Origin of the sequence: Vibrio chemaguriensis, from assembly GCF_012275705.1 — a bacterium.
Classification (GTDB): domain Bacteria; phylum Pseudomonadota; class Gammaproteobacteria; order Enterobacterales; family Vibrionaceae; genus Vibrio; species Vibrio diabolicus.
On sequence record NZ_SHOE01000003.1, the window covers coordinates 68,279 to 90,339 of the forward strand.

The 22,061-nt window shown below is 43.3% G+C and carries 18 protein-coding genes, 1 tRNA gene and 1 pseudogene; 11 read left to right on the plus strand and 9 right to left on the minus strand.

All coding sequences use genetic code 11. From position 1 onward, the window contains the following. Position 1: 1 nt before the first annotated feature. From EX191_RS04430 to choV, 3 genes are all read left to right on the plus strand, one after another. Entirely contained in the window at positions 2 to 940 is a 939-nt protein-coding gene (locus EX191_RS04430) for a choline ABC transporter substrate-binding protein (RefSeq protein WP_005392553.1), read from the plus strand. Between the two features lie 77 nt (positions 941 to 1,017). After that, positions 1,018 to 1,860 (plus strand): choline ABC transporter permease subunit, encoded by an 843-nt coding sequence (gene choW, locus EX191_RS04435; RefSeq protein WP_005392552.1) that lies wholly within the window; start codon positions 1,018 to 1,020, stop codon positions 1,858 to 1,860. Positions 1,861 to 1,862: 2 nt separating this feature from the next. Continuing rightward, complete coding sequence (gene choV / locus EX191_RS04440; RefSeq protein ID WP_005392551.1) at positions 1,863 to 3,041, plus strand: choline ABC transporter ATP-binding protein; 1,179 nt, start codon at positions 1,863 to 1,865, stop codon at positions 3,039 to 3,041. A 103-nt stretch (positions 3,042 to 3,144) separates the two neighbouring features. Here choV and EX191_RS04445 read toward each other — a convergent pair whose 3' ends face one another. Beyond that, a complete protein-coding gene (locus EX191_RS04445) occupies positions 3,145 to 3,801 on the minus strand; it encodes an NAD(P)H-dependent oxidoreductase (RefSeq protein ID WP_048625165.1) in 657 nt (218 codons plus the stop codon). Between the two features lie 238 nt (positions 3,802 to 4,039). Here EX191_RS04445 and EX191_RS04450 point away from each other — a divergent pair, with 238 nt between their 5' ends. After that, a complete protein-coding gene (locus EX191_RS04450; protein WP_193447216.1) occupies positions 4,040 to 4,444 on the plus strand; it encodes a globin in 405 nt (134 codons plus the stop codon). A gap of 84 nt (positions 4,445 to 4,528) precedes the next feature. Here EX191_RS04450 and EX191_RS04455 read toward each other — a convergent pair whose 3' ends face one another. The 3 genes from EX191_RS04455 to EX191_RS04465 form a co-directional block, all read right to left on the minus strand. Beyond that, positions 4,529 to 5,311, minus strand: coding sequence for a slipin family protein (locus EX191_RS04455; protein WP_005373196.1), 783 nt, complete (start codon positions 5,309 to 5,311; stop codon positions 4,529 to 4,531). Positions 5,312 to 5,321: 10 nt separating this feature from the next. Further along, positions 5,322 to 6,698, minus strand: a complete 1,377-nt coding sequence (locus EX191_RS04460; protein ID WP_193447217.1) for an NfeD family protein — start codon at positions 6,696 to 6,698, stop codon at positions 5,322 to 5,324. Between the two features lie 255 nt (positions 6,699 to 6,953). Further along, positions 6,954 to 9,677, minus strand: coding sequence for an EAL domain-containing protein (locus EX191_RS04465; RefSeq protein WP_414718281.1), 2,724 nt, complete (start codon positions 9,675 to 9,677; stop codon positions 6,954 to 6,956). Between the two features lie 645 nt (positions 9,678 to 10,322). Between EX191_RS04465 and EX191_RS04470 the strand changes: the two genes are divergently transcribed. The 3 genes from EX191_RS04470 to EX191_RS04480 all read left to right on the plus strand — a co-directional run bounded on the left by EX191_RS04470 (position 10,323) and on the right by EX191_RS04480 (position 14,207). Further along, the gene (locus EX191_RS04470; protein ID WP_170901782.1) at positions 10,323 to 11,291 is read left to right on the plus strand and encodes a cytochrome-c peroxidase; all 969 of its coding nucleotides are present in this window, start codon (positions 10,323 to 10,325) and stop codon (positions 11,289 to 11,291) included. Further along, positions 11,284 to 13,641: an ATP-binding protein gene (locus EX191_RS04475; protein ID WP_182036107.1), complete on the plus strand. Its 2,358-nt coding sequence runs from the start codon at positions 11,284 to 11,286 to the stop codon at positions 13,639 to 13,641. Before EX191_RS04470 ends, EX191_RS04475 begins: the two co-directional genes overlap by 8 nt. A gap of 98 nt (positions 13,642 to 13,739) precedes the next feature. Beyond that, a complete protein-coding gene (locus tag EX191_RS04480) occupies positions 13,740 to 14,207 on the plus strand; it encodes an OsmC family protein (protein ID WP_005392541.1) in 468 nt (155 codons plus the stop codon). Between the two features lie 75 nt (positions 14,208 to 14,282). Here EX191_RS04480 and gdhA read toward each other — a convergent pair. Continuing rightward, positions 14,283 to 15,636: pseudogene (gene gdhA / locus EX191_RS04485) on the minus strand (NADP-specific glutamate dehydrogenase). 302 nt (positions 15,637 to 15,938) lie between these two features. On the opposite strand from gdhA, the gene EX191_RS04490 reads away from it, so the two are divergent. Together EX191_RS04490 and EX191_RS04495 are read left to right on the plus strand one after the other, a co-directional pair. After that, complete coding sequence (locus EX191_RS04490) at positions 15,939 to 16,949, plus strand: DUF2804 domain-containing protein (RefSeq protein ID WP_193447219.1); 1,011 nt, start codon at positions 15,939 to 15,941, stop codon at positions 16,947 to 16,949. A gap of 7 nt (positions 16,950 to 16,956) precedes the next feature. After that, the gene (locus tag EX191_RS04495) at positions 16,957 to 17,814 is read left to right on the plus strand and encodes a sterol desaturase family protein (protein WP_193447220.1); all 858 of its coding nucleotides are present in this window, start codon (positions 16,957 to 16,959) and stop codon (positions 17,812 to 17,814) included. Positions 17,815 to 17,831: 17 nt separating this feature from the next. On the opposite strand, the gene EX191_RS04500 is transcribed toward EX191_RS04495, so the two are convergent. After that, a tRNA-Gly gene (locus EX191_RS04500) sits at positions 17,832 to 17,906 on the minus strand. Between the two features lie 371 nt (positions 17,907 to 18,277). Between EX191_RS04500 and EX191_RS04505 the strand changes: the two genes are divergently transcribed. Together EX191_RS04505 and EX191_RS04510 are read left to right on the plus strand one after the other, a co-directional pair. Next, positions 18,278 to 18,796 carry a DUF4136 domain-containing protein gene (locus EX191_RS04505; RefSeq protein WP_005397138.1) on the plus strand — a complete coding sequence of 173 codons (519 nt, stop codon included), beginning with the start codon at positions 18,278 to 18,280 and terminating at the stop codon, positions 18,794 to 18,796. Between the two features lie 575 nt (positions 18,797 to 19,371). Further along, complete coding sequence (locus EX191_RS04510) at positions 19,372 to 20,052, plus strand: DedA family protein (RefSeq protein WP_065645895.1); 681 nt, start codon at positions 19,372 to 19,374, stop codon at positions 20,050 to 20,052. A gap of 125 nt (positions 20,053 to 20,177) precedes the next feature. Here EX191_RS04510 and EX191_RS04515 read toward each other — a convergent pair whose 3' ends face one another. From EX191_RS04515 to EX191_RS04525, 3 genes are all read right to left on the minus strand, one after another. Next, positions 20,178 to 20,501, minus strand: coding sequence for a hypothetical protein (locus EX191_RS04515; RefSeq protein ID WP_182032857.1), 324 nt, complete (start codon positions 20,499 to 20,501; stop codon positions 20,178 to 20,180). 86 nt (positions 20,502 to 20,587) lie between these two features. After that, entirely contained in the window at positions 20,588 to 21,046 is a 459-nt protein-coding gene (locus EX191_RS04520; protein WP_005397143.1) for a hypothetical protein, read from the minus strand. Between the two features lie 340 nt (positions 21,047 to 21,386). Continuing rightward, on the minus strand, positions 21,387 to 22,028 hold the full coding sequence (locus tag EX191_RS04525; RefSeq protein ID WP_193447221.1) for a murein L,D-transpeptidase catalytic domain family protein: 642 nt from the start codon (positions 22,026 to 22,028) through the stop codon (positions 21,387 to 21,389). Positions 22,029 to 22,061 lie beyond the last annotated feature (33 nt).

Here is a 22,061-nt window from a genome sequence, read left to right on the forward strand (position 1 = left end):
TATGTCTAAGATGACAAAAATCTTCTCAACAATCGCACTAAGTACTTTAGCAACAGGCGCTTATGCCAACCAATGTGAAACGGTACGTTTTGCAGATGTAGGTTGGACCGACATTACGGCGACCACCGCCGTGACATCTGAGCTGCTAAAAGGGTTGGGGTACAAAACGAAGACCGATCTACTATCGGTACCTGTTACTTACTCTTCTATGGCCAATGGCGATATCGACATTTTCCTAGGTAACTGGATGCCAACGATGGAAGGTGACATCGCGAAATACCGTGATGCAGGTACCGTTGAAACCGTACGCGCGAACCTCGTCGGCGCAAAATACACACTCGCGGTTCCAAAGTACGTTTATGACGCAGGCGTGACCAACTTCGCTGACCTAGTAAAACATGCCGACAAATTTAAAGACCGCATTTACGGCATTGAACCAGGTAACGATGGTAACCGCTTAATTCAATCAATGATTGATAGCAACGCATTCGGCCTAAAAGACTTCAGCCTAGTTGAATCCAGTGAAGCTGGCATGGTGTCTCAAGTATCACGTGCTGCGCGCCGCAACCAATGGATTGTGTACCTAGGTTGGGCCCCGCACCCAATGAACAGCAACGTTGAAATGGAATACCTAGCGGGTGGTGACGACTTCTTCGGCCCTAACTACGGCGGTGCGAATGTGTACACAAACGTACGTAAAAACTACCTTGCTGAGTGTCCAAATGTAGGTCAGCTAGTGAAAAACCTAGAATTCAACCTAGAAATGGAAAACGAATTGATGGAAGCGATTCTCAACCAGAAGCAGAAACCGTCGAAAGCAGCGCAAGCATGGTTGAACGCAAACCAAGAACAAATTGAAGCGTGGCTAGAAGGCGTTAAGACGGTGGATGGTCAAGACGCAGTAACAGCAATTACAAACTATTTAAAAACTAACGCTTAATTAAGCAGTTTTTAAGCGCGTTTTTTTGAAAAAAAAGTGGGCAGTCATGCCCGCTTCATTAACACAAAGGTTTTATTTTGAATTTTATTACGGACAACAAACTACCGTTGGGCCAATGGATGGAAACTGGCGTCGATTGGTTAACCATCAATGCATCGGGTTTCTTCGATGCAATCTCTATTACACTTGAAACGATCATTCTTTTCGTGGTGGACATTTTTAAATGGATGCCACCTGCAGCGCCAATCATTATGACGGCGGCAATTGCTTGGTTCTTACACCGCAGCATTCCGCTTGTTGTATTCATCGTGTTGGCCTTGCTCGCAATTCTCAACCTTGGTTACTGGCAAGAAATGCTGGAAACCTTTGTCCTTGTGTTTGCAGCGACAACGATTTCCGTATTAATTGGCGTGCCGTTGGGCATTATGGCGGCACACCGTCCTTGGTTATACACCTTGTTGCGACCAATCCTCGATTTGATGCAGACCGTACCGACATTCGTTTACCTAATTCCAACTTTGGTTCTGTTTGGCTTAGGTATTGTCCCTGGCCTAATCTCGACCATCATTTTCGCTATCGCTGCGCCAATTCGATTGACGTACCTCGGTATTATTAAAGTGCCGGAGGAGCTACTTGAAGCGGGCAAAGCATTTGGTGCAAGCCGCATGAAGTTGCTGTTTAAGGTAGAGTTACCTGCGGCATTACCAAGTATTATGGCCGGTGTTACGCAATGTATTATGTTGTCTCTCTCTATGGTGGTCATTGCGGCACTTGTTGGTGCTGATGGACTTGGTAAGCCAGTCGTGCGTGCACTGAATACAGTAAACATCTCGCAAGGTTTTGAAGCGGGTTTAGCGATTGTACTGGTCGCCATCATTCTTGACCGCTTGTGTAAAGCACCAAACCAGAAGGAGGCTTAATCATGGACGCTATTACTATTCAAAATCTTGATGTGGTTTTCGGTCAGCAGCAGTCACAAGCGTTAGCACTACTAGACCAAGGCAAGTCTCGACAAGAAATCATCGACGAAACTGGCCAAGTGGTTGGGGTTGATAATGTTTCGCTGAACGTGAAACAGGGTGAGATCTGTGTTTTGATGGGGCTTTCAGGCTCGGGTAAATCAAGTTTGCTGCGAACAGTTAACGGGTTGAACGAAATTTCTCGTGGTTCTCTGAAAATTAAAGACGGCGACGACATGGTTGAGCTCTCTAACTGTGACGAACAGAAGTTGCGCCACCTTCGTACTCACCGCGTATCCATGGTGTTTCAGAAGTTTGCATTGATGCCATGGTTAACGGTATTAGATAACGTTGCGTTTGGTCTAGAAATGCAAGGCATTGGCAAAGCAGAGCGCCGTAAAAAAGCGCGTGAACAGCTCGAAATGGTCGGTTTGTCTGAGTGGGAAACGAAATTCCCGCACGAGCTCTCTGGTGGTATGCAGCAGCGTGTTGGCCTAGCGCGAGCGTTCGCGATGGACACAGATATCTTGTTAATGGATGAGCCGTTTTCAGCGCTTGACCCATTGATTCGTGCTCAGCTTCAAGATGAATTGATTCTGCTTCAAGAAAAGCTAAACAAAACCATTCTTTTTGTGAGCCACGACTTGGATGAAGCGCTTAAAATCGGTAACAACATCGCCATTATGGAATCAGGAAAGTTGATTCAACACGGCAAGCCAGAACAGATCATTCTTGCTCCAGAAAACGATTATGTGGCTGACTTTGTTGCCCACACTAATCCATTGAACGTACTTAAGGGACGCTCTTTGATGCGTGACGACTTAGTTCGTGAAGATGAGCGTGTTCTAATTTGCCCTGACAAAGATATTTGGGTGACCCAAGAGAGCAAAGGCTTAAGCTTAGCGGGTACAGATAAGTCGTTGGTTCAATGGAAGAGCGATTCTTCGAACCTTGATGAGGTAAACGAAAATTCGCTGGTTCAGGTTAGCCCGGAAATCAGTATGCGAGAAGCGATTGAGCTTAAGCAGCGCAGCAATCAGCCTCTGCTTATGGTGGAGGACAATCAGTTAGTTGGTGTGTTAAGCGACAACGAGCTTTACGATGCATTGCTTGGTAACTTTAAGTCCGAGCAAGTGGCATAAAGTTAGAGTAGAGTTGAAGCCAAGCTAAAAAAGAGCCGCACATTAGTGCGGCTCTTTTTGGTTTAAACAATGAGTTAAGTAGTTAAGCTAAGGAAACGGTCGACTATAGAGTCGTAATTACATCATCCATCGCAAGGCGAGCTTTTGGTAGACCATGATTATAATCTTCCCCGTCTTTGTGGTAGCCAATCGCCAGTGCAACTTCACAGACATGGCCTTCTAATTCTTCTTTGAATACTTCTCCAATCAGTGTTGGATCTACGCCTTCCATCGGCGTTGAGTCAATACCCAGACGAGCCAATGTGTGTAGTAGATTGCCTAGCGCTAAATAGACTTGTGCTTTTGTCCAGTTTCCGTTAAAGCCATTTTCGTCCGTATTTGCATCGGCAAAAGCGTAGGCGCCCATAAAGTTGTTGTACATTTCCTCCGGTAGGTGGCCAGACGTTACTTCGGCATCCACACGTTTCGCGAACTTCTCTTTGGTGAAGTTTGGATCGTACGCAAACAGAATCGTATGTGACGCGGCTTTAGCATGTGGCTGGTTAAATTGGTGCATATTTGCAAATGTATCGTGGAAACGTTGCTTGGCCTCATCACTTTCAATCACGATGAATTTCCACGGTTGCGAGTTAATCGAAGACGCTGAAAGACGGAGTGCTTCTTTGATGATTGCCATATCTTCTTGAGAAACGCGTTTAGTTTCGTCGTATTTTTTAGCAGTGTAGCGGCTGTTTAGATCAGTAATGATTTGATGAGACACGTTTGTATCCTTTTTATTTTTGTGACAAATGAGGATGCGCTTAGCATCGACAACCATGCGTACCTCGAATATGGATTCATAATACGGGATATTTTTTCATTGATAAGAGGGCGTTTATTTGAATCACTTTTTACTTTTTATTGAAAATTGGCGTGCTTCATAGGATTAGGCATCATCATTTAGATGCTTTTGATGATTATTAAATTACACTCATATTAAGAGAGTAATGGAGAGCAACATGAACGTGATTCAAGTTTTCAACGATAGTTATGAACGTTGTATCGCGAACCAAGGCTTTTTCGACTTGTTTTACAAGAATTTATGGTCAAAAAGTACAAGCTTCAGACAAAAGTTTGATGATGTCGACATGCACCAACAGGTGCGAATGCTTAGAGGATCTATCGTGTTTTTTATGATGGCCGATACCTCTAACGAGGCGCACAAGATGGTGGAGAAATATGGTAAGAAGCATGCGAGTTCCGATATTGGCATTGAACCACAGGATATTGATGTTTGGTTTGAAAGCCTTATCGAAACGGTTCAAGAGTGTGATTTTGAATACGACGATGATGTCGAAACAGCGTGGAGAGCTTGTTTTAACACAGGTTTGTCGGTAATGAAGCGGGAGTGCTCCAAACACTAAAAGAGAAACTAAATGCTCTTCGAAAACAAGCAAGTTAAAGCAAGGAAGTAACGTGTAAACAGCTTACTTCCTTGAGTATGGCTTTTATTTGTCTTGTGTCTCTTTATTCTTTTTTACCGCTTCGGCGATATCACTGACGGCTTCGACAAGATTGATCGGCATTGGGAAGATAATAGTCGATGTTTTGTCTGTCGTGATTTCCGTGAGTGTCTGCATGTAACGCAATTGCAGCGCATTCGGCGCTTCGTTGAGCATTTGAGCTGCCTCTTTTAATTTATTAGAAGCTTCTAACTCACCAGTAGCGTGAATGATTTTCGCACGACGGTTACGTTCTGCCTCAGCCTGACGCGCTAGCGCTCTGACCATGCTGTCATTTAAATCAACATGTTTGACTTCAACCGTGGCAATCTTGATGCCCCAGTCATCAGTCTGTTGATCGAGGATGGATTGTAAATCCTTATTGAGACGCTCGCGCTCTGATAGTAATTCATCCAGTTCATGTTGACCTAATACTGATCGCAGCGTGGTTTGCGCTAACTGGCTGGTGGCATCGCTGTAACTTTCGATGTTGTTAATTGCCATTTGAGGATCGACTACGCGAAAATAAACAACCGCATTGACGCGCACAGACACGTTATCTTTGGTTATCAAGTCTTGTGTCGGCACATCCAAAACGACAGTACGTAAATCCACCCGTACCATTTGTTGGATAAATGGGATAAGAATGATTAAGCCAGGGCCTTTTACTTCTTGAAAGCGACCAAGAAAGAATACAACCCCACGTTCATACTCTCTCAAAACCTTAAACATTTGGGTCGCAAGTGCGAACAACAGCACCACGATCACCGCAACAGTATAGAGCATCATAAAGCGCCTCCTATTTATTTTGGCGGTCATCAGGCATCACGGTTAAGGTCAGCCCTTTCACATTCACAATGGTGACATGATCACCTTGTTTGAGTTGTTGATGGTCTTTGGTTTTGGCTCGCCATAGCGCACCGTCAAGTTGAACGCGTCCTTCGCCATCGATAAAGTCATCGCTCACGACAGCGATTTTCCCAGGGTAAGTTTCTAAACCTGTTGTCACACGTCGTCGGCGTATTTTGAGCAGCAGGCCGACCGTCAACACGATCAGCGCGACAGAAAAGATGGAAATACCGAAAATTAAAGGAAGGGCGATCTGAAATCCTGGCAACTCACTGTCCATGAGGAAGATGGAACCGAGCACAAAGGCGACAACACCACCTAAGCCCAAAATGCCAAAGCTCGGGCTGAATGCTTCCGCGATCATCAGTGCAATTCCGAGTAACAGCAGACCAAGCCCAGCGTAGTTCACAGGCATCATTTGTAATGCGTACATGGCGAGGAGTAAACAAATACCACCCAACACGCCGGGTAAGCCAATGCCCGGGTTGTAAAACTCAAGAAGCAAACCGTAGATGCCAATGAGCATCAGGATGTAGGCGACGTTTGGGTTTGTGATAACGGCTAGCATTTCTGCTCGCCAATCGGGTGTTCTTTCAATCCATACGGGATTTTCCAGTGACAATGTCACATCACGATTGTTAACTTTAACTGTTTGTCCATCAATGGCTTTGACTAAATCCTCTGGTGAGTTGGCTATATAATCAATAACGTTTAATTCCAATGCCTCTGTGGCGTCCAAACTCGCTGCTTCGCTCACTGCTTTCTCTGCCCACTCTGAATTTCGGCCATGAAGCTTTGCTAAGCCTTTAATATAGGCTCTAGCATCATTAATCACCTTTTTCTCCATCGCGGTTTTCGCAGGAACTTTCTCTGAACTTTCGTTGGTTCCTTCTGACGTTTCTTCCGCGTTTTGATCTTTGCCATCATCCGATGAAGGGGGCTGAGGGGCACCACCTAACGCGACGGGTGTTGCCGCGCCAAGGTTGGTGGCTTCAGCCATGGCGGCAACGTGGCTGGCGAGTAAAATATATGTCCCTGCGCTAGCCGCTCTAGATCCTGACGGGCCAACCCAAGTCGCAATTGGAGTGGAGGAGGTGGTAATCGCGTGAATAATATCTCTCATTGCGCTGTCTAAGCCGCCAGGAGTGTCCATCTCTAAGATCACTAAACTGACACCGTTGAGTTGTGCCTCTTCTATCTCACGAGACAAATAGTCGCTGGTAGCAGGACCGATAGCGCCTTTGACGGGAACAATCCAGACAGTATTGGCCACTGCTTGACTAGCAAACAAAAGTAAAGGTAAGACCCATATCCATAGTCGTTTCATGCAGTCCTCCTTGTGCGGTCACAGGGACTTTTTGAAAACCTAATTCAAGTATATACGCAGTAATACTAGTGCAAATAAGTAATTGATCACTCGAATTAGTCATATCAGCATTTATCATGGCACATCTGAGGCTACGGGCCTTAATATGAATATCGGTAGTCACGAATCGTGGGGCGTCTGGTGTGAAGAGGTTCAACAAAAAGGCAAAGTGACGGTAATCACTTTGCCTTCCTAATGTGTTTTAGAGGAGAGAGACTAACTGTTTACGAGGCGAGAAAATTGAACGAGTGCTTGCTCGGCTGGCATCGGTTTGTGGAAGTAAAACCCTTGCAACTCATCAATATTCCAAACTTTAAGCTTGCGTACTTGGCTCGCGCTTTCAACACCTTCGGCGACAATAGTTAACCCTAATTCTTGAGACATGTTGGCAATGTTTCTTACCAGTGTTTTCGCTCTGTCATTGGTTTCAATCTCGTCGATATAAGATTTATCCAGCTTCACAATATCCAATGGAAAATTACATACGCTACTGAATGATGCGTATCCAGTACCAAAATCATCCAAAGCGAGTCCAACACCAAGTCGCTTGATGTCTTGAATGCTTTGGATAGATTCTACTTCTCCGCCCATCAACATACTTTCGGTAATTTCAAGCACAAGCTGGCCCGCAGAGAGGTTGTATTGAGCCATCACTTTTTTTAGGTAGGGTATCAGTCCTGCATGATAAAAGTGCTGCGCACTTAAGTTCACATGCACGCTTAACATCGACAGACCTTGCGCATGACGAACTCCGTTGAGCCGACTGATAAATTCGCACGATTGTTTGAGAATGGACTCTCCCAATTCGACGATAAGTTTTCCTTGTTCTGCCATCGGAATAAATACTTCTGGTGAAATCATCCCTAATGTTGGATGTTGCCAACGAGCAAGTGCTTCGAAGCTAATGACTTCAGTGGTTTTAGCATCCACGATAGGCTGGAAAAAAGGTTTAATCGCATCTTGTCTAATGGCATTTTCTAAATCGCGATTGATCACCATGGACGTTTCCGCCTGCTCTGATAGTTCTTCATCAATGACTAATACTTCGTGAGAGTGACGACCCTTAGCGGATTGCGATGAGAAACGTGCTGCAAGCAGTAAATGCTCGACAGACTGGTGAGTAATGTTTAGGTCCATCATCACCGCTTTACTGTCTAATGACATCATGATCCCGGAGAGCTGGACCTTATGTGACAAATGATTCAGTAATCGATTGGTAGCATCTATCGCTTTTTGGTGGTGCTCGATATCTGGAATCAAAACGATAAATTCATGCTCACTAATTCGGCCTATTTGGAATGCCCCTAATTGCTCGCGTATTGCGGATGCGATGTATTGAATCACTTCATCAAAAATGAGGTGACCGTATACCCCTGCAATTTGCTTGAGAGTTTTACTGTTAATGTACACAAACGAAAAATGGTTTGGCCGTGTCTCTACGAGCTCGTGCAGTGCATTGAGAATGACAGGACGATTACAGAAACCGGATACCGGATCAAAGTCGGTGAGTTTTTGGATCATTTCTGCTTGCTGTTTTGTCTCTCTCATATCCTGAAGCAACAACATCAGTGCACTCTGACCATGATGTTGAATGAGCGTGGCTTCTATCAAACAGTCGATTTCTTCGGTATTGCTATCGAGCACTTGCGCTTCGAATTGTGTTTTACCGTTTTTCAGCTCTCTGAACATGGCGTCAACTCGACATTCATCGTCCTCCGATGGGCACAAGGTGTCTAGAGGACGATCTATCAATTGCGATTTGCTGTAGCTCAACAGATCTAACGCTCGTTGATTTACATCGACAATTTTACGATCGATAACAATTAGCATGCCCAGTGAGGAGCTATGGTACAGAGCACCAAACTTTTCCATCGAGTCTTTCAATTGCAGTTGGGTTAACGATGTATTTTCAGAGAGCTTTTGTACCAGTTTTGTCGCTAACTCTAATTCGTCTACTTTTACAGAGTGTAAGCCTTCAAGCTGGTATTGAGAGGCGATTTCGCTTATTCCTTCAGCAAAATGATTAAAGCGAGTGGCGACCTTATTTTTAAACGTGATGTAGGTGCCGGCAGCGATGATTGATGCTACAACGCCAACCGTTGCAAACAGGTACATAAATAGCGTATTACCTTTCGCATAATGCTCTCGCTGTGTTTTCGTTTTTAGCCATGCGATTGGTTCACCAGATAAATCAGAGAGTGAGGCCCATTTTGTTATTGACCGCGAGGTCTTCTCTATATCCCGCATCTCACTACTGTTTGATCCACTTACCATCTGCGTCTCTAATGAGTTTTCCGCAGTTAAAATGGATTTAAAGTCTCCAGGAAAGCGCAAAGATAGGTTTCTTCCCCAAAGCATCCATCCGTTAGAAGGGCGGTCGCCTTCACTATTTCTAACTGGGCTGAGGCTAAGACCCCAAATAGTATCGTTGATTTTAAACAACCCTGAGATGCTCTCTCTATGGATATCAAGCTTGTGATTCATGGACTTGATGTAATCTTGAAGAGTAGGTTGATTCGCCATTTTAGCGGTGAGTTCTGAAGAAGTGTCGGGGTTATCCTCACGAGTTAAGGAGAGCAGGGTTTGCCCATTAGTCGTGATAAACGCCATCATATCGAGGTTTAACGCATCAATGCTCTCTGTGTAAAGGTTTCGCTCGGTATATTTCGCAATATCACGGTCAACAAACAGATCGTACGTTTCGTCCCAGTACGCCCAGTCGTATGAGGCGCTTTCTTGCTGGCTCACCATCATGTCTATGACAGCGAGTGCTTGCTGATTCGCATGGTTAATTTCCATGTCTTCGAGCTCATCTAAGCTATACAGGAAAAAATAACGGCTAATAAAAAGGAAGCTGATGACCATGCCCAGCAGTCCTAATGAAAAGTATAAGGCGGTTTTATAGCGAAGATTCAAGTTAAACAAGCGAAGTGTTTTCATTAAAAAATAGTTATAGATGTTAATTCACTGAAAGTGTACGACATGTTCTAACAGAAATTGTTGATATAGATTCAAATTATAGAGATAAAATGAAGGATTTGCTGAGCTGATATGGTAAGTGAAACGTTTGCTCTAATTACTAGATTTTCGTGTTTGCAATTAAAATGCTCAATAACGTACCGCGCATTCAAATTACGGTTTAATCGTTCAGCTAGTAAAGGTGTAAATCTTTTTATAAAACAGTCTATTAGTGTAACTAGTGCTTTTCTTCTGTATCTAAACTTCTTTTGTAATAGTAAACTGCGAAAAAATGATGGGTAATTATGATGTTTATTGTTCAACGCTTGGTCAAACTGGCCATTATCTGTGCCATTTTCTTTACTATCTTCGATCTCATCTCTTATGGTGAGATTACTTGGGTTCAAAGGTTGTTGGCTTCTATAAGCTAAATCTAGAATTCAATATGCACACATAACTCCACGAAGCGAGTCAATTCTTCGTTACTCGCCTTCGTCATTTGCTCCTTATCTGAGCTTTAAATAAAAGTCCCTCCGCGTGCAGTTCTGGTAACCGTTTTCCATTAATGGAAAAAACCTAAAAATGCAACTAACTTCATACTAATGGCAAGTGTAAGGTATGCAGTTGATGAGGCAATTCAGCATAATCACATTAGTTGTTGTGGCACTCATTTTGAGCCAAGCAACAATCGCAAGAAATGCTAAGGTGCTAGGTGATATTTCGTTAGTTCAGCCGATAGAAGGTGACCCTGTCGTAGATATTAAGCTGGCGAGAATTGGCTGGCATCTCTTTCGTGATCCTCAGCTATCTTCAAACGGTAGAGTCAGTTGTGCGACGTGCCACAACTTGCAAACCAATGGCGCTGAAAATACCCCCGTCTCTACAGGAGTGAAAGGTGATGGAACTCGAAACTCCATCACAGTGTTTAATGCAGCGTTAAATTATCGTTTTTTATGGGATGGTACCGAAAACACTTTGATGGCTCAGATTGATGGGCCAATCCACAATCCAATAGAAATGGACTCAAACTGGCAAACAATCGAGCAGTACGTGAAAGGAAACGAACGTTATCAAGCGCTATTTAGTCGTGATGGTGAGCTACCGATTAATATTAACAATATTAAGTCTGCCATTGTGGAGTTTGTCGAAGGGCTCCAAACTCCAGGTGCACCATTCGATGCCTACTTACTGGGTTACACCCATGTCCTCAGTGAGCAGCAAATTAGGGGGTGGAAAACATTTCAGTCTTCAGGTTGCGTACAGTGTCATCAGGGCAAAAATATTGGCGGAGCGATGATACAAAGGTTCGCCTATTTCAAAGATAAGCCAGTAGTAGAGGATTCGGGACGGCACCTGATTACGACGGAAAGTGAAGAACAATTCTATTTTAGAGTCGCCAGTTTACGTAATGTCGCCCTAACAAGCCCTTATTTTCATAACGGACGAGTTGACCAGTTATCTGAGGCGATACAGATTATGGCGAAAACGCAGCTCGGAATTACGATGAGCGATGAAAGTGTCGCTGATATTGAAGCGTTCTTACAGTCCTTGACAGCACCCAGACCCGTGATTTTAGAGGTGTTGGAAAATGAGTAAATTCAAACTGGTTAATCTCTGCTTTTTTATTGCCATGCTGACGTGTTGTGTATTGGCGTATATGTCACATGTGAATTCAAAAAGTGCACAAGAATTCCACGCGGAGTTGACGGATATTGGGCACAAGTTGATTGAAGAGCGCGATGTTATCGTGAATCGATATGCGGTTGAAGATAGGAAGAATTATGAACTGACGACATCTTTAGTAGATATAGAAGTCGCAGCTGAGAACTTGCTAAATTCATCAAGGGAGTCAGTTTGGTTCCCTGTGACGCCCAATCATAAAAAAGTTGAGGATACGCTCAATCTATTCAAAAACCGTGTGCTTGATACAACGCTGAAGCTCGATATGTTGATTGGCGTTCAGGTAGAGAATCAATACGCGTTATTAATGCTATTCAACTTATATCAGCAAGATATTTCTACCGATACCGGAAAGACGTTGAGTGGGCATCACTATTTTGAGTTTCTCAACCAACTGCTTTTGACACAAAACGTAGTTGAGAGTGAAAGTGAAGCCAATTTCTTAGATCGGCTTCAAGCGAGCGATAAAAGGATAGAACTACTCACGAATGAACTGCTTGATCATGGATACTTTGTTTTTATCGAGGATGCGGAGCATCGGCTACTCAATATTGCCCAAAGTGAAGCGCGTTTCACCTGGTTGTTTGTTTTTATTGCCGTGATGTTGTTAGTCAGTGCATTTTTGTATCAGTCGCAATATCGAATGTACAACTTGAAACAATTGAACCTCGAAATCGAGGAGGCTCGAAATAAAGCCGAGCGAGCAGCAAAAGCCAAATCAAGTTTTCTCGCCGCAATGAGTCACGAATTAAGAACGCCGATGAATGGTGTATTAGGCCTTTCTCAAATGATTGCAGAGGAAACCAAAGAGCCGACGACTAAAGAGTACGTGAAAGTCATTCTTGATTCTGGCCAACACTTGATGACGATTCTTAACGATATTTTGGATTTCTCTAAAGTTGAAGAAAACAAACTGGAATTTGAGCAGGCTAAGTTCAATTTAGACCAAGTCATTTCTCCTGTGTGTAGCGCAATAAAACCGCTCATCGATGAAAAAAATATCGAATTGATCGTGGAAAATGAAGTGCCTGAATACATTGAATTTACCGGAGACTGCGCACGGTTACGACAGATTTTGTTTAATCTTGCTGGCAACGCGGTGAAGTTTACCAGTGAAGGGCATGTGTTAATCAGAACGGAACTTGATAAGGTAAATCAGTGCTTGGTGATGATTGTGAGCGATACTGGTATTGGTATTGCGCTAGACAAGCAAGAACATGTTTTCAATTCGTTTGAGCAAGCCGATTCTTCAACTACCCGAAAATTTGGAGGCACAGGGCTTGGTTTGGCAATAGTTAAAAAATTAACTGGCTTGATGGATGGCAAGATTACATTGAAAAGTGTGGAGGGTGTCGGAAGTCAATTCATCGTCGAGCTGCCCATTCCTTGGGTTGAATGCGAACTTCCAAAGGCACAAGAGCCCCCAAAAACGCGCAAGAAAACACACAATTTGCAGATATTGCTTGCTGAAGATAATCGAGTGAACGCCATTGTGGCGAAAGGGTTTTGCGAAAAGTTGGGACATGAGGTCGATGTTGCTGAAAACGGATTGGTGGCGGTTAAAAAGGCGAGAGATAACGAATATGATCTGATTTTGATGGACAATCACATGCCTGAGATGAATGGTGTTGAAGCGACGCGTGTGATTCGACAAGAGTTAGGTATCAAAACATTACTCTTTGCCTATACGGCAGATGTCTTTCGTGAGGCGCATGATAGCTTTATTGAAGCCGGAGCGGATCATGTGCTTACAAAACCGCTACAGCAAGAGAGCTTTTCTGACGCTCTTAAACAGTTTGCGGCGAGGCTCGAACCAAAAGAGAATCTACCATTAACGAATGACAACAACGTTCTCCAGTTGCAGCGCAAGCCAATAGAGAAGTTACGGCTGACAGAAGAAGAGTTATCCAGTTCAGAGATGCTCATTTCTTTGCAAGAAGCGCCGGAAGCAATAGATGAGCTACTAAAAAGTATTATTGTCGATTTTGAATCATCGGTTGATGAACTTATTGATTATTTTATGGCTGAAGATTTCGCGTCTCTAGAAGACACGTTGCACAAAACAAAAGGTATGGCATTGAACCTTGGTTTGCCGATTTTAGCTGGACAAACGGAGGCGCTAGAAAACACGCTCAAAGCGAAGCAAACTCCTGAAATTGAGCGGTTACAGATGCTAATCAACCGATTACAAGTTAACATCCATCAGGCTAATCGACTTCTGGATGACATACAGAAAAAAAACGTCGATCCTCAACAAATTTTGTAACCTCTCTGAGTTCATGCGTTCCTTACCTTGTTTCGTTATGGTTTACTATGACGTGAATGGATGTGTTGATTCGTCAATGAGAAAATCAGGGAGTTAGAATGAGTAAGCATTCCGCTTTAATCGAATGGCATCGCGAAGCTGACGAAGTATTCAGTGATAACCAGTATAGTCGGGCGCACATTTGGAAGTTTGATGGCGGGTTGCAAGTCCCTGCGTCACCATCTCCACACGTAGTGCCGTTGCCATTATCTGTAGAAGAAAACGTTGATCCGGAAGAAGCATTTGTTGCGGCACTTTCCAGTTGTCACATGCTTGTTTTTCTTTCTATTGCGGCGAAACGACGTTACGTTGTGGATCGCTACCTAGATGAAGCAGTAGGGGAGCTGAAAAAAGGTGAAAATGGAAAAGAATGGGTGTCTAAGGTAACACTAAACCCTAAGATAACATTTGCTGGTGATAATCAACCGACACGATCTCAATTAGAAAAAATGCACCACATGGCTCATGAGAATTGTTTTATCGCCAATTCGGTTAAAACTGAAGTGACGACGCTTATTGCAGATTAAATGAAGCTCTTTGTCAAAGCGCAGTGTATCGCCGAATAGTGTTAAGCCAGCAGTCAGGCTGCTGGCTATTGTGAACTAAACGATGCCTTGCTCGATCATCGCATCAGCGACTCTTCTAAAGCCGGCAATGTTTGCGCCTAAAACTAAATTACCAGGTTGACCAAACTCTCGACTGGTTTCGTTTGCATTAATAAAGATGTTTTTCATGATGGTCTGTAACTGGCTATCGACTTGCTCAAAGGTCCAGTTTTGCATGCTGGCATTTTGTGCCATTTCAAGCTGACTGGTTGCAACGCCGCCTGCATTGGCTGCTTTCGCTGGCCCATAAGCCATTTCGGAATCCACGATGATATTGGCCGCATCACGAGTGGTTGGCATGTTTGCGCCTTCACTAATCAAAACACACCCATTATCGATAAGAGCAAGAGCATCGTTTGACGTTAGTTCATTTTGGGTCGCGCAAGGGAATGCGGCGTCAGCTTGATATCGCCATACAGCATGCCCTTCATTAGGATAGTCACCCAACGGCGTATACTCTGCTTCAGGGTAAGTGTCTAAATACTCTTCTAAACTTGCTCTTTTCACTTCTTTAAGTTGCTTGAGGAGCTGCAGGTCAATACCGTGCTCATGATAGATCGTGCCTCTAGAATCGCTGCATGTTACTGGGGTTGCTCCCATGTGGTATAGCTTTTCAATTGCATAGATAGCGACGTTACCTGCGCCAGAAACGAGGCAAGTTTTGCCTTTGAGTGAATCATTACGGTCATTGAGCATGCATTCCGCAAAATATACGGTTCCATATCCCGTTGCTTCTTTCCTAACAAGTGAGCCCCCCCCAAAGAAGGCTCTTGCCTGTAAGTACCCCTTCGTAGCGGCCCGTCAATCGCTTATATTGACCAAACATATAACCAATTTCACGCGCACCGACGCCGATATCGCCAGCAGGAACATCGGTAACAGGACCAATGTGGCGGTATAACTCGTTCATAAATGATTGGCAAAATCGCATGATTTCACCGTCAGATTTTCCTTTAGGATCGAAATTTGAACCGCCTTTTCCGCCACCAATTGGAAGGCCAGTAAGCGCGTTTTTAAAAATCTGTTCAAAGCCGAGGAACTTTATGATGCTCGCGTTCACTGAATGATGGAACCTCAGTCCGCCTTTGTATGGACCTAACGCGGAGTTAAACTCGACGCGGTAGCCTTTGTTTACTTGCACATTCCCTGCGTCATCGACCCAAGGAACTCGAAACATGATTTGACGTTCTGGTTCTACGATTCTTTGGATAATCGCTTGTTCTTTATATTTATTATTGCTTTCTATGACTGGAGCGAGAGAAGTTAATACTTCTTCTACGGCTTGGTAAAACTCTTTTTGAGCCGGGCTACTGTGTTGCAACGCAACAATAGTATCGTGTATGTGTGACATAGATCTCTTCCTTGATGTGAATAAACAATCAGTTTATATGAATTTATTTCCATTAAATAGTGATTTTGACCAATTCTCAATGGCGATAATGGTCTTTCCTGCGGATGAGAACGATCAATTTCCACCTTCTGTTCGTATTGATGAGGAAGATTAAGTGAGTGACATGAGTGGATAGTTGAGTGATCGGTTTCACATATAGCGAGCAGAAGCCAAATTAGTCGATATTGTTGTGCTGTCACGCAAACTGTTTTTGTTAACGTGGTGTTAACATCTGAGCGTGTTGACTCGAAAAAGATAAAAATATGCATGAGCTTAAGACTCTGGACTCGTTTATGCAGCAAGACGGTCTACCAGTGTTTGGCTATCTTGATGGGATTCCCACATCTTTACAGTTAGATAAGTTTACCTACCTTGATGAGATGGATAAGCCAGCGTCTAAGTGGCGCCGTTACTCTGATTATAAGCAGTTTCAGTTCGTTAATTTGGTCACACCTAACTACGTGATTGGGGTTGCGATTGCGGATATTAGGTATTTAGCATCTGGTTTTTGCTATTTGTTTGACATTCAAAATAATGAGTTAGTGGAGCAGCAGTGGTTAAAGCCTTTTAATATTGATTATCAAACTCAGCCTTCCAGTTGGTCTAGTCATGCCCATCTTGCTGACAAAAGTATTCAGTTTTCTATTCAGAATGGTATTTGGCACGTCCACTTTGTGACAAAGTCTGTCAATGCTGATCTCTACTTACGTCCAGAAAGTATGAGTTTGCCATTAATGTTATGTACACCAACCGGTTATGCGGGTTGGACTTATACGCAGAAGCACAATGCGTTAACGGTAGATGGCAATTTATTCATATTAGGAAAGGAACAAGATCTCTCAGAAGTGGCTGCTGGTTACGACTTTTCCGCTGGGTACATGCGACGGGAGACAAGCTGGCGGTGGGCGAGTATTAATTGCTTTGAAAGCGGCAGACGGTTGGGGCTGAACTTAGCTGCGGGTGTCAATGAAACGGGCTACTGTGAAAATGTATTCTGGATTAATGGTGAACGGCATTTTTTACAGCCTGTTCAGTTTCAATTTTCACGAAATGATGAAGGACAAAGGTGGCATATCACGTCGGAAGATAAACGGATTGACCTAGTATTCACGCCTTTAAATCGACGTTCAGAAAAGAAGAACTTTTGGTTTCTCAAAAGCAATTTTCGTCAATATATTGGCTATTTCTCTGGCTACATCGTTGATGGGAATGGTATCAAACATCAGTTAGAAGAAGTCATAGGTCTTACTGAAGATCACTATGCAAAATGGTAGAAACATAATGGATTGGACACAGTTGATGGAACGCCCTGAATTACTTCTGATGATTTTGGCGCCTGTTTTCTTTTTATGTATGGCTGCAGAGTACTGGTTTGGACAACGAAGGGGACGTTTGCCTGAAAGCGCGACGTATTATATTCCGGAAGTTGTATGTAATTTTGTGCTTGCGGGCTTACACCAAGCGACAGACATACTCACGGGTTTACTGATTGCTCAGTTATATTTGTGGTGGTTTGATTGGCGATTGTTTGATATCGAAATGAGCGTTTCAGCGTTTTTGTTACTTGTCGTTCTGCAAGACTTTTTCTATTACTGGTTTCATCGGGCTAGCCACCGTATTCGTTGGATGTGGGCTGCGCACGTGGTCCATCACAGCTCGGAGAGAATGAATTTCAGCACCGCGTTTCGTCAAAGCTTGATGTATCCGTTAGCGGGAATGTGGATTTTCTGGTTGCCTTTGGTGATTATTGGCTTTGATCCCAAGTGGGTCGTCTTCGTTGTGCTGTTTAATCTGGGCTTACAGTTTTTTGTTCATACTCAATCAATTCGCTCGCTTGGACCGCTAGAGTGGGTATTTAATACGCCATCTCATCATCGTGTTCATCATGGTATAAACCGTCAGTACATCGACAAAAATTACGCGGGAGTGTTGATTATCTGGGATCGGATGTTTGGAACGTTTGAACCAGAAGTGGAAACCGTTAGGTATGGAATTTCTAAACCTGTAAACAGCTTTAATCCCATTCGTGTGACGTTTGCAGAATGGAAAGATATGTTTTATGACGTAACACGACCAAATTTAACGTGGAAACAACGTTGGTGCTGTCTATTTGCTCCGCCATCGGATTCTTTTGAGTAGATTGAGATAAAAGAGATTGGAGCGGGCAGCGGGAATCGAACCCGCATCATCAGCTTGGAAGGCTGAGGTAATAGCCATTATACGATGCCCGCGCATCGATAGGACTCAGCTAATATGCCACACTGAACGAAAAAGAAAAGTCTTTTCTCATCAATTGTTTGTCAGGTGCCTAAAAAAGTAGCGTCTTGGTGTTAAAGTGTTCATTGTCTCTGTTTTTCAGGAGGGTCAGCGATTCCGCTTCTAAAATCGATGGCTGCTAATTAGGGGTAAACACACTGTCTACTAGCGTTTAGGCATTGATGATATTCAAGATTGTCAGTGTAAAGGTTAATCGCGTTTATTGAACAGTCAGGTTTCATGGTCAAGACTAGATATTGAAATGATTACTTTTTACTGCTGAAGCGTATGTATAGCACTACCGTAATTCCGCTGAAACAGTCAGCTTAACCAAAGGAGATTTAACATGTGGAAAGGTTTGATATTAGGGGCGGTGATGATGCTCGTGTCTGCTTGTACAACCGTAACGACGGATGTTGATAAGCAAGCCGATTTTTCAGCTTACAGAACGTTTGATTTCGGTGCCCAAGCAGAAGCCCCTACGAGTATTGATGGTCGACGTATTGAACAAGGATTGGCTGAACAGCTTGAAGACAAGGGCCTAATTAAAGTGAATAGTGGTGGGGACCTTTACGTTCATCATGATATCGTCGAAGAGTCCGAGCTTGTCTCTTCTGGGTCTTCGGTGAGTTTCGGTTATGGTTGGAATAGCTTTGGCGTGATCACTTCAAGCCCGGAACGATACAAAGAACGTAAGTATGGCAAACTGGTGGTAGAGCTTGTTGATGCAAAGGCTAATCAGGTTGTGTGGAAAGGTGTTTCAAGCAGGAAACTGTCTGAGTCTATGAGCTCTGAGAAAAGAGAATCTCTGATTGAAGAAGAAATTGCGAAAATGTTTGAAAACTACCCTTACGGTGAAAAATAATTAGTATTCTTAACGATTAAGAATACTAATTGCCAATCGTTACGCACAGGGTTAAAAGAACTTATTATTTTGGTTTTGGTTACCTTTGTGCGTACGACTCTGATTGCTTTACTCGGACTACTTTTCTGCTTGTTGGCTCCGAGCATGAGTCTGGCGCACTCATACCCAAATTTTCTTTCATTTCATAACCAGAATATTGCTGTTGACGCTAAGTCGAAGCACTTTTCAGAACACCCTGCCTCTCCAATACAACAAGACTATCCGAGTTTAAACAGCCGGAATATATTGAGGGTTAGCCATTCTAAGGAAACGAGCTCGAACGACGATGTAGAACTCGAATGGTTTGAAACGCTTGCTGTAGTTTGGTGGACACATCGTTCGGCAATTCACTCGATGGGGCTGCTAAAACGCATCGGCAATGAGGCTTTAGGTCGTTGTGTTGAAAGTATTTTTACTCATTCTAAATACAGAATCGGTGCGAGGAAAGAATCGAATCTCATATACCGCTTTATACATGCTCGCTAACACATTCCATGTTTTTACAATTTTTGGTTAGTTATGCTTAGGAGCGGTTTATGTTTGATTCGATAATTCAGGTCTTGAGTGCCTTTTGGCATCAAGATTTCACGGCGTTAATGGCGCCAGGCGGTGCAGGATTGGTTTATTTTGTTGTTGCTGCGCTTATCTTTTTGGAAAGTGGTTTTATTCCTGCTGCGCCATTCCCATGCGACAGTGTCGTCGTATTATCCGGTACGCTGGCGGCGGTTGGTGTCCTTGATCCAATAATGATCATGTTGGTGATAGCTGTTAGTGCGGGATTGGGAAGTTGGGCGGCTTACTTACAAGGCAAGTGGCTAAATCGCTTACCTAAGGTCCAAGGCTGGGTGAGCGCGGTTCCTCAAAAGCGTTTGGAACAGGTCGACGTATTACTCAGTAAACATGGATTGATCGCGCTTTTTTGTGCGCGGTTTATTCCGGTTGTTCGTTCCCTATTGCCATTAATGATGGGGTTGCGAGTGAAAGGTATTAGTAAATTCCATTACTTTGCGTGGCTGAGTGCGATTTTATGGACGCTGATATTATGCGGTTTTGGTTTATTGCTTCCCTTGTTACCAGAGAATATAAGCAAAACGATCACAATGCTATTAATGGCGGCCCCAATAATTACTCTCGTGATTGGGGGGCTTAGTTTCTTGTTTGTTAAAGCACGTCGAACGTTCTGTAAATCCAAGGATGTGTCAGAGTTTTCTCAGTAAGTTTACTTTGATTTGTACTTTTAAGCTTGTATACAGATTAGACATCTAATCGGCTGGTTTTTATCAGTAAAAAGAAAGGCGCAATGTATGCGCCTTTCTTTTTGAGTGTCGTTAGGGTTTCGAGTTTAATAGCCAATGCTATATAGGTACTCGCCAACCTCTTTACACTGAGACTTGTAGATAGTTTCTACTTCGGATTCATTCTTATCTGCTGCTTTAAATTCAAGCTCAGCAGAAGATAACTGGCTGAAACTATAGTTTCTTTCAGACATTAGGTAGTGTCTGAACATCGCTCTGTGTTCTGGAATCGCAATACGTGCATTAGAAACGTTGGCACACTCTAGCAGAGTCTCATTGCTCATTTCTTCTGGCTTTGCTTCTGTGTTAGCGAAGGCAGAGCCCGTTGCAAATAGTAATGCTAGTGCGATAGTCGTAGCGAATTTTGTCATTATATGGACCTCAAATTGGTTCTAGTAACAATGAGCGTATTGGTTCTCATCGTTACATTTCCGTGTTCTCTGTATGTCATAAAAAGTTAAACAACAGGGAAGGCGTTGCGACCATGAGTAAAGACGTACATCAAATTGGCTTCTTTTCTTCCTGAGAGTCGATAGAGAGAGCGTTTACTCATCAGCCCGCCATAACCATCAAGAGGTAAGCGAGATGCTTGTTTCGCCAATTCCAATAGTGGTGGGGAAGAGAAAGCAACAAGTAAAAAATAATCAGGAGTAAAATCAGATGATAAAACACCATCAGTGGCAGATGTTCGACGGCAGGAAACCAGCGCTAACAACTCGCGCTTTATGTGCAGATAATAACCTTCTGAGCCCCAAGAACTTGGAGAGGCAAATGTATGGAATTCGCTGTGTGCTAGTTCAAAATCGTCTTGTTGCGCGAGTTTAAGTAAGCGTTCAGAGGTGTAATGTTTAGTGTGGTGATACGTATGCGCATATGAGGCAGCGATGAACCCTGAAAATAGGGACAATGAAAGCATCAATAATATACGGTGTAGATAACGCAAGAAGTAACCCTAAACATATAACGTCATAGACTATCACTATACTATGACTATGGAATCTTAGTGACACTATGATAACAATGAAAATCGGTGTCTGACCAACTCAGCGTATACTAACGAGATGGAAGAGGGATGAACAGAGTTTTCTGATGTTATTTAGGTATAAGCTAATACCTAAATAATTTTAGCGTTGACGCAAGCGAAAACTGGAGAAACAGGTAAAGAAAGAGAGTCATGAGGCCTGGAAGCTTGAGTCAATCCGATTATTTGTTGGGGAAGAAATAGAGCATTCTTCCCCACATGAGTTGCACCCGTGTTATGCGCTTGCATAAATAACACTGCCGCCTTTTATGGTGTCAATGATCTCACGAGACAACTTCTTTGGCAGTGCAGGGCAACCCCAACTGCGCCCAAGGTAACCATTCTTCTTGATAAAAGAAGGGTTAGCATAGTCGGCACCGTGCACAACGATATAACGCTCGCGAGCTTTATCGTTCAACCCTGAGCTTAGACCATCTAATCGAAGTGAATAACCATTTGATCCGTAGTAGGTGGTGTCAGTCAAAAACGTACCCAGCGATGTTTTACGCGAGTTCACCACGTTTGAAAACTGCGTCGCTGTTTTCTTTCCACTGTTCACACCGTGAGAAACATAAGTATTGTAGATAAGCTTCTTTTTATCTAAATCAACCACATAAAAGCGTTTTTCAGTCGATGGTTTACTATAGTCGATGATGGTTAGTACTGATTTCTTTCTATCAGGTGTTTTTTGGTACGCGATGTAAGCGTCACGAAACAATTTAAAGTCTACTACGCCATCTAACTTTGCTTGTTTGAACACTTGTTCAATTTGATTCTGTGGTAGGTGACTTTTGACTTCGTTATCTGCTTGTTTTGCAAAGGCAAAAGGAGAGGCAGACAGAAATGTCCATATAAATAATAAAATTAACTTTTTCATCTTGGCTAAATAAAACTCTATGGTGTTACAAAT

Coding starts and splice junctions, on each gene's coding strand:
- EX191_RS04490 (WP_193447219.1), top strand. CDS start 15,939: ATGCATGAGCTTAAGACTCTGGACTCGTTTATGCAGCAAGACGGTCTA.
- EX191_RS04520 (WP_005397143.1), bottom strand. CDS start 21,046: ATGCTTTCATTGTCCCTATTTTCAGGGTTCATCGCTGCCTCATATGCG.
- EX191_RS04495 (WP_193447220.1), top strand. CDS start 16,957: ATGGATTGGACACAGTTGATGGAACGCCCTGAATTACTTCTGATGATT.
- EX191_RS04480 (WP_005392541.1), top strand. CDS start 13,740: ATGAGTAAGCATTCCGCTTTAATCGAATGGCATCGCGAAGCTGACGAA.
- EX191_RS04510 (WP_065645895.1), top strand. CDS start 19,372: ATGTTTGATTCGATAATTCAGGTCTTGAGTGCCTTTTGGCATCAAGAT.
- EX191_RS04450 (WP_193447216.1), top strand. CDS start 4,040: ATGAACGTGATTCAAGTTTTCAACGATAGTTATGAACGTTGTATCGCG.
- EX191_RS04465 (WP_414718281.1), bottom strand. CDS start 9,677: ATGAAAACACTTCGCTTGTTTAACTTGAATCTTCGCTATAAAACCGCC.
- choV (WP_005392551.1), top strand. CDS start 1,863: ATGGACGCTATTACTATTCAAAATCTTGATGTGGTTTTCGGTCAGCAG.
- EX191_RS04475 (WP_182036107.1), top strand. CDS start 11,284: ATGAGTAAATTCAAACTGGTTAATCTCTGCTTTTTTATTGCCATGCTG.
- EX191_RS04430 (WP_005392553.1), top strand. CDS start 2: ATGTCTAAGATGACAAAAATCTTCTCAACAATCGCACTAAGTACTTTA.
- EX191_RS04455 (WP_005373196.1), bottom strand. CDS start 5,311: ATGATGCTCTATACTGTTGCGGTGATCGTGGTGCTGTTGTTCGCACTT.
- EX191_RS04515 (WP_182032857.1), bottom strand. CDS start 20,501: ATGACAAAATTCGCTACGACTATCGCACTAGCATTACTATTTGCAACG.
- EX191_RS04460 (WP_193447217.1), bottom strand. CDS start 6,698: ATGAAACGACTATGGATATGGGTCTTACCTTTACTTTTGTTTGCTAGT.
- EX191_RS04470 (WP_170901782.1), top strand. CDS start 10,323: ATGAGGCAATTCAGCATAATCACATTAGTTGTTGTGGCACTCATTTTG.
- EX191_RS04505 (WP_005397138.1), top strand. CDS start 18,278: ATGTGGAAAGGTTTGATATTAGGGGCGGTGATGATGCTCGTGTCTGCT.
- EX191_RS04525 (WP_193447221.1), bottom strand. CDS start 22,028: ATGAAAAAGTTAATTTTATTATTTATATGGACATTTCTGTCTGCCTCT.